Raw genomic sequence first — 14408 nt, 5'->3', positions numbered from 1 at the left:
GATAGGCATGCCCTTTGGTGAAGGGGGCACCGGCATGGACCTGACGGTCGCCGTTCTCGGGCCGCTCGACGTGCGGCGGGCCGGCCGTCCCGTCCGCCTCGGGCCGGGCCTCGCCTCGCTCCTGTCGATCCTCCTCGTGGAGAAGTCCCGCCACGTGCCCGCCGACCGGCTGGTCGAACTGCTCTGGGGCGCCGAGGCGCCGAACGGCGCCCGCACCACGCTGCGCAGCCACCTCTCGCACCTGCGCCGCGCCCTCGACGCCGACCGGTCGGCGCCGAGCATCGTCGCCACCGTCGGGTCCGGGCCGCGGCTCGGGTACCGGCTCGACCTGCCGCCCGAGCGGGTCGACGCGTACGAGTTCGAGCAGCGGTACGCCGAGGGCCGCGGAATCCTGGCGGCGGGCGACAACCCCGAGAAGGGCGCCGCGGAGATCGGTGCCGCGCTCGCGATGTGGCGCGGCCCGGCGTTCGCCGACCTCGCCGACCGTCCGTTCGCGCTCGCCGAGTCGGCCCGCCTCGACGCGCTGCGCCGCTCGGCCCGCCGCGACCGCGCCGAGGCCCTGCACTCCCTCGGCCGCAACGCCGAGGTGGTCGGCGACCTGCTCGGCGCCGTCGCCGAGGCACCCTACGACGAGGGCCTGCGGCGGCTGCTCGTCCTCGCCCTCTACGCCGACCAGCGCGTCGACGAGGCGGCCGAGATCTGCCGCGAGGGCCTGACCCTGCTCGCCCGCCGCGGCATCGACGATCCCGCGCTCCGGGAACTCCAGCGCCGCATCCTCCGGCGCGAGCCGATCGCCCCGCCGCGACAGGCCGCACCGGCGCTGGCCCCCGTCGTCCCGCGCATGCTGCCGCCCGAGTTGCGGCGGTTCGTCGGCCGCGACGCCGAGCTGGCCGAGGCCCGCACCGAGCTGGCGTCGGGCACGGCGCTGCTGGTCACCGGGCCGGCCGGGGTCGGCAAGACGACGTTCGCGATCCGGCTGGCGCACGCCGAGCGCGACCGGTGCCCCGACGGCCAGCTGTACGTCGACCTACGCGGGTTCGACCCGGCCGGCACCGCGATGAGCCCGTCGGAGGCGCTCCGGCTGTTCCTCGACGCGCTGCAGGTGCCCGCGAACCGCGTCCCCGCCACGGAGGTCGCGCAGGTCGGCCTGTACCGCAGCCTGCTCGCCGACCGGCGGATGCTGGTGGTGCTCGACAACGCCCGCGACGCCGACCAGATCCGGCCGCTGCTGCCCGCGTCACCCGGTTGCCGGGTCCTGGTGACCAGCCGCAACCAGCTCACCGGGCTGATCGCGGGCCAGGGCGCGCACCCGCTGGCGCTCGGCCTGCTCGGCCCGGCCGAGTCGCACCGGATGCTCGCCACCCGGCTCGGCCAGGCCCGGATCGCCGCCGAACCGCGGGCGGTCGAGGAGATCGTGGCCGCGTGCGCCGGTCTCCCGTTGGCGTTCGCGGTGGTCGCCGCGCGCGCCGCGACCCGGCCGACGGTGCCGCTGGCCGGGCTCGCCGCCGACCTGCGCGAGGCGGGCCGGAGCCTGCGCCCGTTCGAGTCCGGCGACCCGGGCACCGACGTCCGCACCGTGTTCTCCTGGTCGTACCGCGCGTTGCGGCCGGCGGCCGCCCGGCTGTTCCGCCTGCTGGGGCTGCACGTCGCGGCCGACATCGGGCTCAACGCGGCGGCCAGCCTGGCCGGCCTGCCGCCCGCGCAGGCGCGGCAACTGCTCGACGACCTCGTCGGCGCCCACCTGCTCACGGAGGTCGCCCACAACCGGTTCCGCTGCCACGACCTCCTCCGGGCCTACGCGGCCGAGCTCGCCGGCGACGAGCCCGACGCGGTCGAACGGCTCGTGGAGTACTACCTGCACACCAGCTACGCGGCGCCGCTGCTGCCGCCGTCCAGCCGCGACCGGTTCGACATGCCGCCCGCCGGTCCGCGGGTCACGCCCGACGCGGTGCCCGACGTCCCCGCCGCCGTGGAGTGGTTCACCGCCGAGCACGCGGCGCTGCTCGCGGTCGTCGACCTCGCCGTGGCGGCCGGGCTGGACACCCACGCCTGCCGGCTGGCGTGGACCACGATGCCGTTCTTCGACCTGCGCGGCCACTGGCAGGACTGGGTCACCGTGCAGCGAACCGGAATCGTCGCGGCGGAACGGGCCGGCGACGACTCCGGACAGGCCCACGGCCACCGAAGCCTCGCCCGCGCCTACTTCTACCTCGACCGGATGTCCGACGCCGAGCCGCACCTGCACCAGGCGATGGAGCTGTACCGCCGCACCGGCGACCCGGTCGGCCAGGCGAACACCCACCGCAACCTGTGCTTCCTGCACGAGCGCGCCGGCCGTTACCGCGACGCGCTCGACCACGGCCGCCAGGCCCTCGCCCTGTACCGGGAGGCCGGCAACGAGGTGGGCGTGGCCCGGAGTCTCAACGTGGTCGGCTGGTACCTGGCCCTGCTCGGCGAGCACGCCGAGAGCCTCGACCACTGCGAGCGGGCGCTGACGTTGCAGGAGAAACTGGGGCACCGCAACAGCCAGGCGCACACCTGGGACAGCCTCGGTTTCAACCATCACCGGCTGGGCGACCACGGGCGGTCGGTGCACTGCTTCCGGCGGGCCGTCGAGCTGTTCCAGGAACTCGGCGACCGGCTCGGCGAGGCCGATTCGCTGGGCCGCCTCGGCGACGCGCACTCCGCCGCCGGCGACCCCGGCGCGGCCGTCACCGCGTGGCGGCAGGCGCTCGCGATCGCCGACGAACTCGGCCACGTCGGCGTGGAGGAGTTGCGCGAGAAGGTCGCCCGTGGAAGGCCGGTGGAAGATCGATATCTGGCGCACGATTCTCGATTACAGTGACCGGCGCGGTGACGGTAACCTCGATCGGAGCGGTGCGTGCACAACGATGATGAGGTTCTCCGGCAACTCGACGCGCTGGTCCGCGAGATCGTCGGTCACCCCGTCGACCCCGACGAGAACTACTTCACCGCCGGGCTCGACTCGCTCGCCGTCACCAAGCTCCACACGCTGCTGACGCGCCGGCTCGGCGTCACCCTTCCGGTCATGGCGCTGTTCCGCCGGCCCACGCTGCGGGCCACGGCCACCGCGGTGGTCGCGCGCCGCGCGGCCGACGAGGCCACCCGTTCCGGAAAAACCATCGATGACGCCCACCCGGCCGCCGCCGAACCGCAAGACCCGGTTCCCGGGGCGGGTGCCACCACTCCCGTCCGCCGTGCCGCCCGCGAGGCCGGTGCCCCCGCCGCCCGCGAGGCCGGTGCCCCCGCCGCCCTCGGCACCCCCGGTGCCCCCGGTGCCCCCGGTGCCCACGGCGCCGCCGGTCGGGCCGCCCTGTCGCGGCGCGAGATCCGGGAGCGCATCCGTCGCGATTCGGCGCCGGGCGGCGGTACCCGGTGACCGACGGCTCCCCCGGCAACGCCGTCGCCGTCATCGGTGCGGCGTGCCGGTTCCCCGGCGCCGCCGACCTCGACGCGTTCCGGCGCCTGCTGGCGAGCGGCACCGACGCGGTCACCGTCCCCTCCGACGCCGATCTCCTGGCCGCCGGCGTCAGCGCCGACGACCTCGCCGACCCCGACTACGTGCGGGCCGTGCTCCGCCCACCGGACCTCGACCGGTTCGACGCCGCGTTCTTCGGACTGTCCGATGTGGACGCCGACCGCTGCGACCCGCAACTGCGCCTGCTCGTCACCGCCGCGCGCACCGCGATCGAGCACGCCGGCTACGACGTCACCGCGCTCGCCGCCGGCACGGGCGTGTTCGCCGCCGCCCGGCCGGGCCGCTACCGCGGGCTGCACCTGCTCGCCGACGGCTTCGAGACCTCGGCCGACGCCCGCGCCGAGCCCGCCGCCGCGTCGTTCGTGGCCGGCCGGCTGGGCCTGCGCGGGCCGGCCGTCACCGTGTCGTCGTGTTCGCTGCTCGCGGTTCTCCAGGCGGCGCAGGCGATCCAGGCCGGCACGTGCGACGTCGCGGTCGCCGGCGGCGTGCACGTCGAGTTGCCCGACGGCCACGGCTACCGCTGGACGCCCGGTGGTGGCCGGCCGCCGGACGGCCGCACCCGCCCGTTCGAGGCGGCGGCGGCCGGGGCGGTGCCGGGTAGCGGTGTCGGCGTCGTGGTGCTGAAACGGTTGACCGACGCCGTGTCCGACGGCGACCGGATACTGGCCGTGGTGGCGGCCGGCGCCAGCGGGCACGGCGACGCGGCGCCGGTCGTCGCCGAGGCGCTGGCGGTCGCGGGCTGGAGTCCGGCCGAACTGTCCACTGTGGAGGCACACGGCGCCGCGTCACCGGCCGGCGACGCGGCCGAGGTCGCCGCGCTGACCGACGCGTTCGCCCTCGCCGGCGGCGTGCCCCCGGCCGGGTCGGTGGCACTGGCGTCGGTGCGGTCGGTGGTCGGCGACCTCGGCCCGGCCGGCGGCATCGCCGGCCTGCTGGCGACGGTCCTCGGCCCGCACCACGGATCCGGCCCGGGGACGCCCGGCGTCGGCCCGCCGAACCCCGCCCTCCGCGAAAGCCCGTTCCGCCTCGGGCGCACCGGGGGTGCCCGGCGGTCGTTGGTGCACGCGGTCGACGGCGGAACGAGTACGGCGCTGGCGGTCGAGGACGGGTTGCCGCCGCTGCTCGCCGGGACGCCCGCCCGCGACCGCGTCGTCGTCTGGTCGGCGGTCGACGACGGGGCCGTGGACGCCACCGGGGCCGCCCTCGCCCGCTTCTTCGCCGGCTGCCCCGAGCCGGTGTTCGCCGACGCCGTCGCCACCCTCCAGCGGGGACGGACGGCGCACCCGGTCCGCCGCGCCGCCGTCTGCGCCGACGCCGCCGACGCCACGACGCGCGTCCGCTCGCCGATCGTCCCCACCGGAACCGCCGCCGGCGCCGTCCTGCACTTCCCCGACGGGCCGCCGCCGGCCCTGCCCACCCTGTACGGCGTCGAGCCCACCCTCACCGTCCACGCCGACGTGGCTCTGGACGCGCTCGAACGGCTCGGCCTCGACCCCGGTCACCCGGGCCTGCGGCGGTTCGTCGCGCAGTACGCACTCGGCATGCTCTGGCGGACCTGGCTGGCCGGGCCGGTGGCCGTCACCGGAACCGGCGCCGGACCGGTCGCCGGGGCCGCCGTCACCGGTGACCTCGACCTCGACGAGGCCGTCCGGTACGTCGACGCCATGTACGTCGAGGCCATGTACCAGGTGCCCGGCCAGCCGGTGCCGCCCGCCGTCGACCCGGCGCCCGGAACCGTGGTCGTCGACGGCGACCCGGCCTGGCGCGACCTCATGGACACGCTCGCCCGCCTGTGGGTGGCCGGGGTCGAGGTCGACTGGGCGGCGGTGGAACCGGACCACGCGCTGCAACGGGTCGTCGTGCCCGGCCATCCGCTGCGACCGCGCCGGCACTGGGTGGTGCCCGACCGCGGTCCGGCGGCCCCGCGGGATGCCCGGTCGTCCGTGTCCGCCCCGTCGCCCGAGGTGTCCACGGTGGACTGGTTGCCGGCGCCGGCCGGCCCGCTGCGTCCGCTCGGGCGCACCGAGCACGCGTTCTGGGTGCTGGAGCAGCTGGCGCCGGAGAGCGGCGTGTCGAACATCGGGATCGCGTTCCGCACCGCCCGGCCGCTGCGCTGGTACCCGTTGCAGACGGCGGTGGCCCACCTCGTGCGGCGGCACCCGGCGCTGCGGCTGCGCTTCCCCGCCGTCGACGGTGTTCCGGTGCGGCACCTCACCGCGCAGGAAGACGCGACGGTCACCGTGGCGACCCGCACCACCACCCCGGAGCGGCTGGTCGCCGACCTGCAGGAGTTCCAGCACACGCCGTTCGACCTCGACCGCGACCTGCTGTTCCGGGCCGGCCACTTCACGTTGCCCGACGGGTCCAGCGTCGTCGCGCTCGCCGCGCACCACATCGTCGTCGACGCGCCGTCGATCCAGTTGCTGGTCGAGGACCTCGGCGTCGCCTACGACGGGATCGCCGCCACCGGCCGGGTGCCCGACGCGATCGCCGGCGAGGAGCCGCACCTCGGGGAACCGGAGCCCGACCCGGAGTCGGTGCGGTACTGGCTCGGCCACCTGCGCGGCGCCGACCCGGCGGCGATGGTGCTTCCGGGCAGCCGACCGGCGCCGGACCGCCCGACGTTCGCCGGGCACACCTGCAGTTGGCCGATGACCGCCGACGCGCGGGAGGCGCTCGCCGGGCTGCGGCAGCGGCTGCGCGTCACCGACAACGTGGTGCTGATGGCCGCGTTCTGCCTCACGTTGCAGCGGCACGGCGCCGGGCCCGATCTGGTCTTCGGGGTACCGGTCGGCACGCGGCGGCCGGCCACGGCGCGGCACGTCGGGTACGGCGTCAGCACGCTGCCGCTGCGGGTGCGGGTCGACCCCGACGCGGGCTTCGCCGACCTGGTGCGGCTGGTCGGCGACACGTTCCTCGCCGGGGTCGAGCACGCCGACGCGACGGTCGAGCGGGTGCTGACCGAGCGCGGCCACGGCACCGGCGACTGGCGGGTGCCGCTGTTCCGGCACATGTTCAACTACCGCCCCTGGAGCGACGAGGGCATCCGCATCTGCGGTGAGGTGCCCGACTACATCGAGGACCTGTTCGACCGCAGCCGTATCGACCTGCAGGTGGTCGCGGTGCCCGAGCCCGACCGGTTCACGCTGCGCTGCTGGCACAGCACCGAGGTGCAGGGCGAGGCCGACGTGGCCGCGTTCGTCGCGCGGATGCAGGCGCTGCTCGTGCGGGCCGCCGCCGACCCGTCCCGGCCGGTGGCCGACCTGCCGCTGGCGTCGGCCGACGACGCGGCGGTGCTGGCCCGGGTCAACGCCACCGACCGCGCGTGGCGCTCCCCGGCGACCGTCGTCGAGCGCGTCTTCGCGGTCGATCCGGCCCGAACTGCCGTCGACGACAGCGATCGCCTGACCACCTACGGCGGACTCACCGCGCGGGCCGCGGCGGTGCGTGACCTCCTGCGCGCGCACGGCGTGTCCCCCGGCGACGTGGTGGCGCTCGGCCTGCGCCGCTCGGCCGACCTGGCCGCGGCGGTGCTCGGCGTCTGGGCGGCGGGCGCGGTCTACCTGCCGTTATCGGCCGATCAGCCGTCGACCCGCCTCGCCTTCCAGGTGCGGGAGGCCGGCGCGACGCTCGTCCTCGCCGAATCCGCTCCCTGGGCCGGGATCCCGGCGGTACCGATGTCGGCGGTGCCGGTGTCCACTGTGGACGGCGCCGCGCCGGACCTCGTCGTCGACCCGGATTCGGCCGCGTACGTCATCTTCACCTCCGGCTCCACCGGGCAGCCGAAGGCGGTCGAGGTCAGCCACCGCAACCTCGCCAACCTCGTGTTCGACTTCGCCGACCGGCTCCCCGCCGGCAGCGCCCGCGCCGTGCTGTGGTCGACCGCGTTCACGTTCGACATCTCCGCCCTGGAACTGCTGCTGCCGCTGGCCACCGGCGGAACGCTCGTCGTCGCACCCGACGACGCGCTGCTCAAGCCGCGCGCGCTGCTCGACCTCGTGCGGGCCGCCGACGTGTCGCTGGTGCAGGCGACGCCGACCGCATGGCGGATCGTCGCGCCGGAGGCCACCGACGAACTCGCCGGCCGGGTGCTGCTGTGCGGCGGCGAGCCGCTGCCGGCGGCGCTGGCGGCCCGGCTCCGGGCGCTTGGCGGGACGCTCCACAACGTGTACGGGCCGACCGAGACCACCATCTGGTCGACGGCCGCCCGCCTCGACACCGACCCGGCCGACCCGGTGCCCGTGGGCGTTCCGCTCGCGAACACGCGGGTGTTCGTCACCGATCCGGCCGGCCGGCACCTGCCCCCCGGGCTGCCCGGTGAGCTGTGTATCGCCGGCGACGGGGTGAGCGCCGGCTACCCGCGCCGGCCCGACCTCACCGCCGACCGGTTCGGCGTCGACCCGCGGTACGGCCGCTTCTACCGCACCGGCGACGTGGCGACGCTCGGGCACGACGGTGTCCTGGTCCTCGCCGGCCGCACCGACCGGCAGGTCAAGCTGCGCGGCCACCGCATCGAGCTCGACGAGGTGGAGGCGGTGCTGCACACCCACCCGGACGTCGCGCTCGCCGCGGTGACGCTCGTCGGCGACCCGCAGGTCGACGGCCGGCTCGTCGCCCACGTGCAGCCGCGGCCGGGTGCGACGACGCCGGGTGCGTCGACGCCGGGTGCGCCGACGACGTCGTTGCGGGACGCGCTGTGGGCGCACGCCCGGGAGACGCTGCCCGCGGCGGCGGTGCCGGCCGGCATCACCGTGGTCGACCGCCTGCCGACCACGCCCAACGGCAAGGTCGACCGGCAGGCACTGGTCCACGTCGCCGACGACCCCGTCCCGGTCGCCGCGCCGTCCACAGTGGACGGTGAGCTCGTCGCCACCCTGACCGGCCTGTGGCGGGACGCGTTGCGGCGCCCGGACGTCGGGCCGCACGACAACTTCTTCCTCCACGGTGGACACTCGATCCTCGCCGCGCGCCTCGCCGGCCGGATCGAGGAGGTCACCGGCCACCCGGTCGGCGTGCGCGCGGTGTTCACCCACCCCACGCCGTCCCAACTCGCGGCGGCACTGGCATGACGGACTGGTACGTGCCGCTGCGGAAGGACGGCGCCGGTGACGTCCGCGTCGTCGCGTTCCCGCACGCGGGCGGCGGCCCCGCGTCGCTGGCGACGCTCGCGCCGATGTTCCCGCCGCACGTCGAGCCGTGGGCGGTGAACCTCCCCGGCCGCCAGGCCCGGCTCGCCGAGGACCCCCGCACCGACCTCGACGGCCTCGTCGACGACCTCGCGGCGGCGCTGGCCGCCGTTCCCCGCCCCTACGCGCTGTTCGGGTACTGCAGCGGCGCCCTGCTCGCCTACCTGGTGGCCCGGCACGCCGCTGCCGTGCCGGCCCGGTTGGTCGTCGGGTCGTTCGCGGCGCCGGACGTCGCGGTCGTGCCGCGGCGGCTGCACGCGCTGCCGTCGGCGCTCTTCTGGGACCGGCTGGTCGCGGCCGGCGGCATCCCCGCGGAGCTGGCCGGGCACACCGACCTGTACCCGGCGCTGGAACCCGCGCTGCGCGCGGACTTCGCCATGCTCGCCGGCTACCGGCACGCACCGGCCGCGCCGGTCGACGCACCGGTGACCGTCCTCTATGGACGGCACGACCGGTCGCTGACCCGCGGCGCGCTGCTCGGCTGGCGCCGCCACACGACCACGCGGCCGGCGCTGCGGGAACTCAACGCGTCGCACTGGCTGGTCGACGACGCACCGGCCGAGGTGGTCCGGGTGATCGCGGAGGAGATCGGGTGCGACTCGGCTACAGCCTGAGCTACTGGGGGACGGCCGGGCTGTCGCCCGCCGACCACCTGACGCTGGTCCGCGACGCGGAACGGCTGGGCTACCACTCGGCGTGGGCGGCCGAGACGTACGGCACCGATCCGGCGAGCATCATGGCCTGGCTGGCCGGGCAGACCAGCCGCATCCGGCTCGGCACCGCGATCCTGCAGATGCCGGCCCGCCGACCGGTCGCCGCGGCGATGACGGCCGCGACGATCGACCAGTTGTCCAACGGCCGGTTCCGGCTCGGGCTGGGCTTCTCCGGTCCGCAACTGGTGGAGGGGTGGCACGGGCTGCCGTTCACGCGTCCCCTCGCCCACGCCCGCGACTACGTCGCGGTGGTGCGGATGGCCCTGGAGCGCAAGCCCGTGCGGTACGCGGGCCCGACGCTCACCGTGCCGCTGCCGGGCAGCGAGGGCAAGGAGCTGGCGCTCGCCGTCGAGCCGGTGCAGCGGCCGCTGCCGATCTACCTGGCCACGATCGGGCCGAACGCGGTGCGCCTCACCGGCGAGCTCGCCGACGGCTGGCTGCCGCTGAACGTCCCGCCGAGCCACGTCGCCGCGTGCCGCGACCTGCTCGCCGACGGCGCCGCCGCGGCCGGCCGGACCCTCGACGGCTTCGACGTCGCGCCGATGGTGATGGTGCTCGTCGAGGACGACCTCGACGTCGCCTACGACATGATGCGCCCGATGCTGGCGCTGTACCTGGGCGGCATGGGCTCGCGGAAGCACAACTTCCACAACCAGTTGGCCGCGCGGCTCGGCTTCGAGGCCGAGGCAACAAAGATGCAGGAGGCGTTCCTCGACGGCCGCCAGGGCGAGGCGATCGCCGCGATGTCCGACGGCCTCGTCGACGCGATGACGGTCTGCGGCCCGCGCGAACGCGTCCGCGAACGCCTCGCCGCGTACCGCGACGCCGGTGTCACGACGCTGATCGTCGGTGTGGTCCCGCCGACGCTGGCCGCCCGGCAGGCCCAGTTGCGCGCGATCGCCGAGGTGGCCGGTGACCTCTGACGTCTTCCCGGCGTCGATCGCGCAGGAACGCGTCTGGTTGGCGCACCACCTCCGGCCCTCGCTGCCGGTCTACAACGTCGCGATGTGGCTGCCGGTGCCGGACGGCGGCGACGTCGAGCGGTTGGCTGCGGCGCTGACCCGGCTGGTGGACCGGCACGAGTCCCTCCGGACGTCGTTCGTCGGCGACGTGGGCGTCGTGCAGGTCGTGCACCCCGCCGGCCCGGTCCGGGTCCCGGAGACCGACCTGCGGTCGACGCCACCCACCGAACGGGACGCGGCGTTCGCCCGGGCGGCGCGGGCCGAGGCGACGGTGCCCTTCGCGCTCGACCGGGCGCCGCTGTGGCGGGCCCGGCTGGTCCGGCTCGCCGGGGACGACGCGCGCCTCGTGTTCGTGTGCCACCACGCGGTGTTCGACGGCGCGTCGTCGGACATCCTCGTCCGCGAACTGCTGGAGGTGTACGCCGCGGCGGGCGCGGGCCGCGAACCCGACCTGCCCGAGCTGCCCGTCCAGTGCGCCGACCACGCCGTCTGGCAGCGCGACCGGTCGACGCCGGCGCGGATCGCCGCGGAACAGGCGCGCCAGGACCGGACGCTGGCCCGGTTGCCGGCCGACCTCGGCCTGCCCACCGACCGGCCGCGCCCGCCGACGCCCACCGCGCGGGGGGAGGTCCACCCGTTCACGGTTCCGGCGGAGCTGACCGCCCGGATCGTGGCGTGGTCGAAGCGGACCGGCGTCACGCCGTTCATGACCATGCTGGCCGCGTTCCACGTGCTGCTCGCCCGGTGGGCCGGGCGGACCGACGTCCACGTCGGCGTTCCGCTCGGCGGCCGGACCCTGCCCGAGCTGACCGGGCTCATCGGCATGTTCGTGCACACCGCGGTCGTGCGCACCGACCTGGCCGCCGATCCGTCGTTCGGCGAGTTGACGCGGCAGGTCCGCGACGCCGTCGCGGCGACGCTCGACCACCAGGACGTCCCCGGCCGCACGCCGCAGTGCCAGGTCGGGTTCAACCTGGTGCCGTCGGACATCAGCGGCCAGATCCACACCGGGACGGTGATGTCCGACCTCGCCCTCGACCTGAGCCTGGCCGGCGGCACGGTGCGCGGCCGGCTCGAGTACGCCACCGACCTGTTCGAGGAGGCGACCGCGCGCTCCCTCGCCGACGCCTACGTCGCGGCGCTGGCCGGCGCGCTCGACGCGCCGGACCGGCCGGTCTCCGTCCTTCCGGTGACCGTGCCGGAGCGGGCGGCCGGACGCGTCGAGTGGATCGACGGCGGCCCGTTGCCGGCGCCGGCCGCACCGGTCACCCGGCTGATCGCCGGGCACGCGCGGCGCCGGCCCGACCGGACCGCGATCGTCCACGATGGACGGACGGTCGGCTACGGTGAGCTACACACCGCGGCGCTGGCGACCGCCGCCCGGCTGATCCGACACGGTGCCGGCCCGGACCGGCCGGTCGCGGTCGCGCTGGCACCGGGGGTCGACGCCGTCGTGGCGATCCTGGGCGCGTTGTACGCGGGCGCGCCGTACGTCGCCGTCGACCCGCACGGTCCCGCCGAGCGGGTACGGGCCGTGCTCGACGACGCCGACCCGGCGGTGGTGGTGGCGTTGCCGGGCGAAGCGGTGGCGTACGGCGACCGGGCGGTTGTGCGTCCCATAAATGGTGCCGACGGCCCGGACACGGCCGCGACCACACCGGCCACCGTTGCCTATGTCTCCTATACCTCGGGCTCGGCCGGGCGGCCGAAGGGCGTGGTGGTCGGCGCCGCCGCGCTGGCACACTTCGTGGCCGCCGCCACGGCCCGGTACGGAATCACCGCCGACGACCGCGTCCTGCAGTTCGCTCCGCTGCACTTCGACGCGAGCGTCGAGGAACTGTTCGTGACGCTGTGCGCCGGCGCGACACTGGTGATCCGGACGCCGGCCATGCTGGAATCGGTGCCCCGCCTGCTGTCCGGCTGCGCGGACGCCGGCGTGACCGTGCTCGACCTGCCGACCGCGTACTGGCACGAGGTCGCCTACCTGGTGGGCGGCGGCGCGACGCTGCCGGCCGGCATCCGCACGGTGATCATCGGCGGCGAGGCGGCCGCACCGGCCCGCGTCGCCCGGTGGCCGGCGACGGTACGGCTCATCAACTCCTACGGCCCGACGGAGGCCACGGTGGTGGCGACCGCCGCCGACCTGACCCCGGCCGACACCGACGTGCCGATCGGGCTGCCGTTGGCCGGAGTGCGGGCCGCGGTCATCGACGGCGAGCTGTACCTGGCCGGCCCCACCCTCGCCGACGGCTACCTGAACCGGCCGGACCTGACGGCACGGCGGTTCGTCACGCTGGACGGGGTCCGCGCCTACCGGACCGGCGATCTGGTCCGGCGACGCGCCGACGGCCAACTCGTGTTCGTCGGCCGCCGCGACGACGAGTTGAAGATCAGCGGTCACCGGGTCGATCCGGCGGAGATCGAGTCGGCGCTGCTCGACCATCCGTCGATCCGCGACGCGGCCGTCGTCGCCGTCCCCACCGCGACGGGCACGGTACGACTGGTGGCGTACATCGTGACCGCCGGGCCCGTTGCGGCGGACCTGCCGGCGCGACTCGGCGCGGTCCTCCCCGCGGTGATGATTCCGTCGACGTTCGTCGCCGTGCCGGCGATCCCGCGGACGGCCAACAACAAGGTCGACCGCGCGGCGCTGCGGGAGCGGGACACCGGGCCTCGCGCCGTCGCCGCGGACGGCATCGAACGGGTCGTTCTCGACGCGTGGACGGCCGTGCTCGGCACCGCGCCGGCGTCCGTCGACGACGACTTCTTCGACGTCGGTGGCCGGTCGTTGCAGACCATCCAGATCGCCAACCGGCTGGCCGCCGTTCTCGGCCGCGAGATCACCGTCGGGACGGTGTTCGAGCACCCGACGGTGGCGGGACTGGCCCACGCCCTGGCCGGCGCCCGGGTACCGGAAGGCCACGACCCGGCCTTGCGGGACGCCGTTCTCCCGCCCGACATCCGCCCCGGCCCGGGCCCCGCCCGCACGGCGGCCGCCGCCCGGACCGTCCTGCTCACCGGCGCGACCGGCTTCGTCGGCCGGTACCTGCTGCGCGAACTGCTGACCACGACCGACGTCCGGGTCGTGTGCCCGGTCCGCGCCGACGACCCCGCCGTCGCGGCCGACCGGATCACCCGCGCACTGACGGCGGCCGGCACCCCCGACGTTCCGGGACTGGCGGCCCGCGTCCACCCCGTTCCCGCCGACCTCGGACGGCCGCGGTTCGACCTCGACCCGGCCGCGTTCGACAGGCTCGCCGCCGACGTCGACGCCGTCTACCACGCCGCCGCGAACGTCAGCCTCGCCGTGGGGTACGACAGCGCCCGGGCCGCGAACGTCCTCGCGACCCGGGAGATCCTGCGCCTGGCCGCCACCGGCCGGCCGGCCGCCGTGCACCACGTCTCGACGGTCGCCGTCGCGGGCCGGACCGGTCTCCGCGGCCCGGGTTACGCGCACAGCAAGGAGATCGCCGAACGGCTGGTGACGGAGGCCGGCCGGCGCGGGCTGCCGGTGGCCATCTACCGGCTCGGCCGGGTCGTCGGACCCGGCGACGGCACCGCGGTCAACCCCGACGACCTCATCTGGCGGGTGCTCCGCGCCGCGGTCGACCTGTCGACGCTGCCCGACCTGCGGGTCGCCGAGCCGTGGACCCCGGTCGACTGGGTCGCCCGCACCCTCGTGTCGCTGTCGCGGACCCGGGGCGCCGCCGCCGACGCGCCGGTGGCCACGTTGCTCCCGACCAGGCCGACCAGCCTGCGCGACGTCGTCGACTGGGTGGCCGGGTACGGGTTCGACCTGCCGCGGCTGCCCGCCGACGAGTGGGCCGGGGTCGCGCTGCGCCATCCCGACCATGCCGCCGTCGCGATCCCGCTGACCGCCGCCTCCGCCGACGTCCCGGCCGTCCACATCGGACGGTCCGGGTCGGACTGCCCGCCGGTGGACGAGGCGCTCATGCGCCGCTACCTCGCGACGGCCGTCGCCACCGGCGTGCTCCCCGTCCCGGCGGGGCGCCGCCGGGCCGGTCCCTGATCCGGTACGGTCGCCGGA

6 protein-coding genes are annotated in these 14408 nt (G+C 76.1%); all 6 read left to right on the top strand.

The genetic code is table 11. From position 1 onward, the window contains the following. Positions 1–7: 7 nt before the first annotated feature. Genes Vau01_RS19310 through Vau01_RS19285 form a run of 6 tightly spaced genes read left to right on the top strand, consistent with a single transcriptional unit; the run spans position 8 to position 14390 of the window. Positions 8–2845, top strand: a complete 2838-nt coding sequence (locus Vau01_RS19310) for an AfsR/SARP family transcriptional regulator (protein ID WP_203994598.1) — start codon at positions 8–10, stop codon at positions 2843–2845. Between the two features lie 36 nt (positions 2846–2881). Next, on the top strand, positions 2882–3400 hold the full coding sequence (locus tag Vau01_RS64640; RefSeq protein WP_203994596.1) for an acyl carrier protein: 519 nt from the start codon (positions 2882–2884) through the stop codon (positions 3398–3400). Further along, a complete protein-coding gene (locus Vau01_RS19300; protein WP_203994594.1) occupies positions 3397–8568 on the top strand; it encodes a non-ribosomal peptide synthetase in 5172 nt (1723 codons plus the stop codon). Before Vau01_RS64640 ends, Vau01_RS19300 begins: the two co-directional genes overlap by 4 nt. Beyond that, positions 8565–9299 (top strand): thioesterase II family protein, encoded by a 735-nt coding sequence (locus tag Vau01_RS19295; protein WP_203994592.1) that lies wholly within the window; start codon positions 8565–8567, stop codon positions 9297–9299. Before Vau01_RS19300 ends, Vau01_RS19295 begins: the two co-directional genes overlap by 4 nt. Then, the gene (locus Vau01_RS19290) at positions 9278–10321 is read left to right on the top strand and encodes an LLM class F420-dependent oxidoreductase (RefSeq protein ID WP_203994591.1); all 1044 of its coding nucleotides are present in this window, start codon (positions 9278–9280) and stop codon (positions 10319–10321) included. The genes Vau01_RS19295 and Vau01_RS19290 overlap by 22 nt, the downstream gene beginning before the upstream one ends. Further along, positions 10311–14390, top strand: coding sequence for a non-ribosomal peptide synthetase (locus Vau01_RS19285; protein ID WP_203994583.1), 4080 nt, complete (start codon positions 10311–10313; stop codon positions 14388–14390). The genes Vau01_RS19290 and Vau01_RS19285 overlap by 11 nt, the downstream gene beginning before the upstream one ends. The last annotated feature ends 18 nt before the right edge of the window (positions 14391–14408 follow it).

This window comes from Virgisporangium aurantiacum, from assembly GCF_016863635.1.
Classification (GTDB): domain Bacteria; phylum Actinomycetota; class Actinomycetes; order Mycobacteriales; family Micromonosporaceae; genus Virgisporangium; species Virgisporangium aurantiacum.
This window is presented reverse-complemented; position numbering and strand designations above follow the sequence as displayed.

Coding starts and splice junctions, on each gene's coding strand:
- Vau01_RS19310 (WP_203994598.1), top strand. CDS start 8: ATGCCCTTTGGTGAAGGGGGCACCGGCATGGACCTGACGGTCGCCGTT.
- Vau01_RS19295 (WP_203994592.1), top strand. CDS start 8,565: ATGACGGACTGGTACGTGCCGCTGCGGAAGGACGGCGCCGGTGACGTC.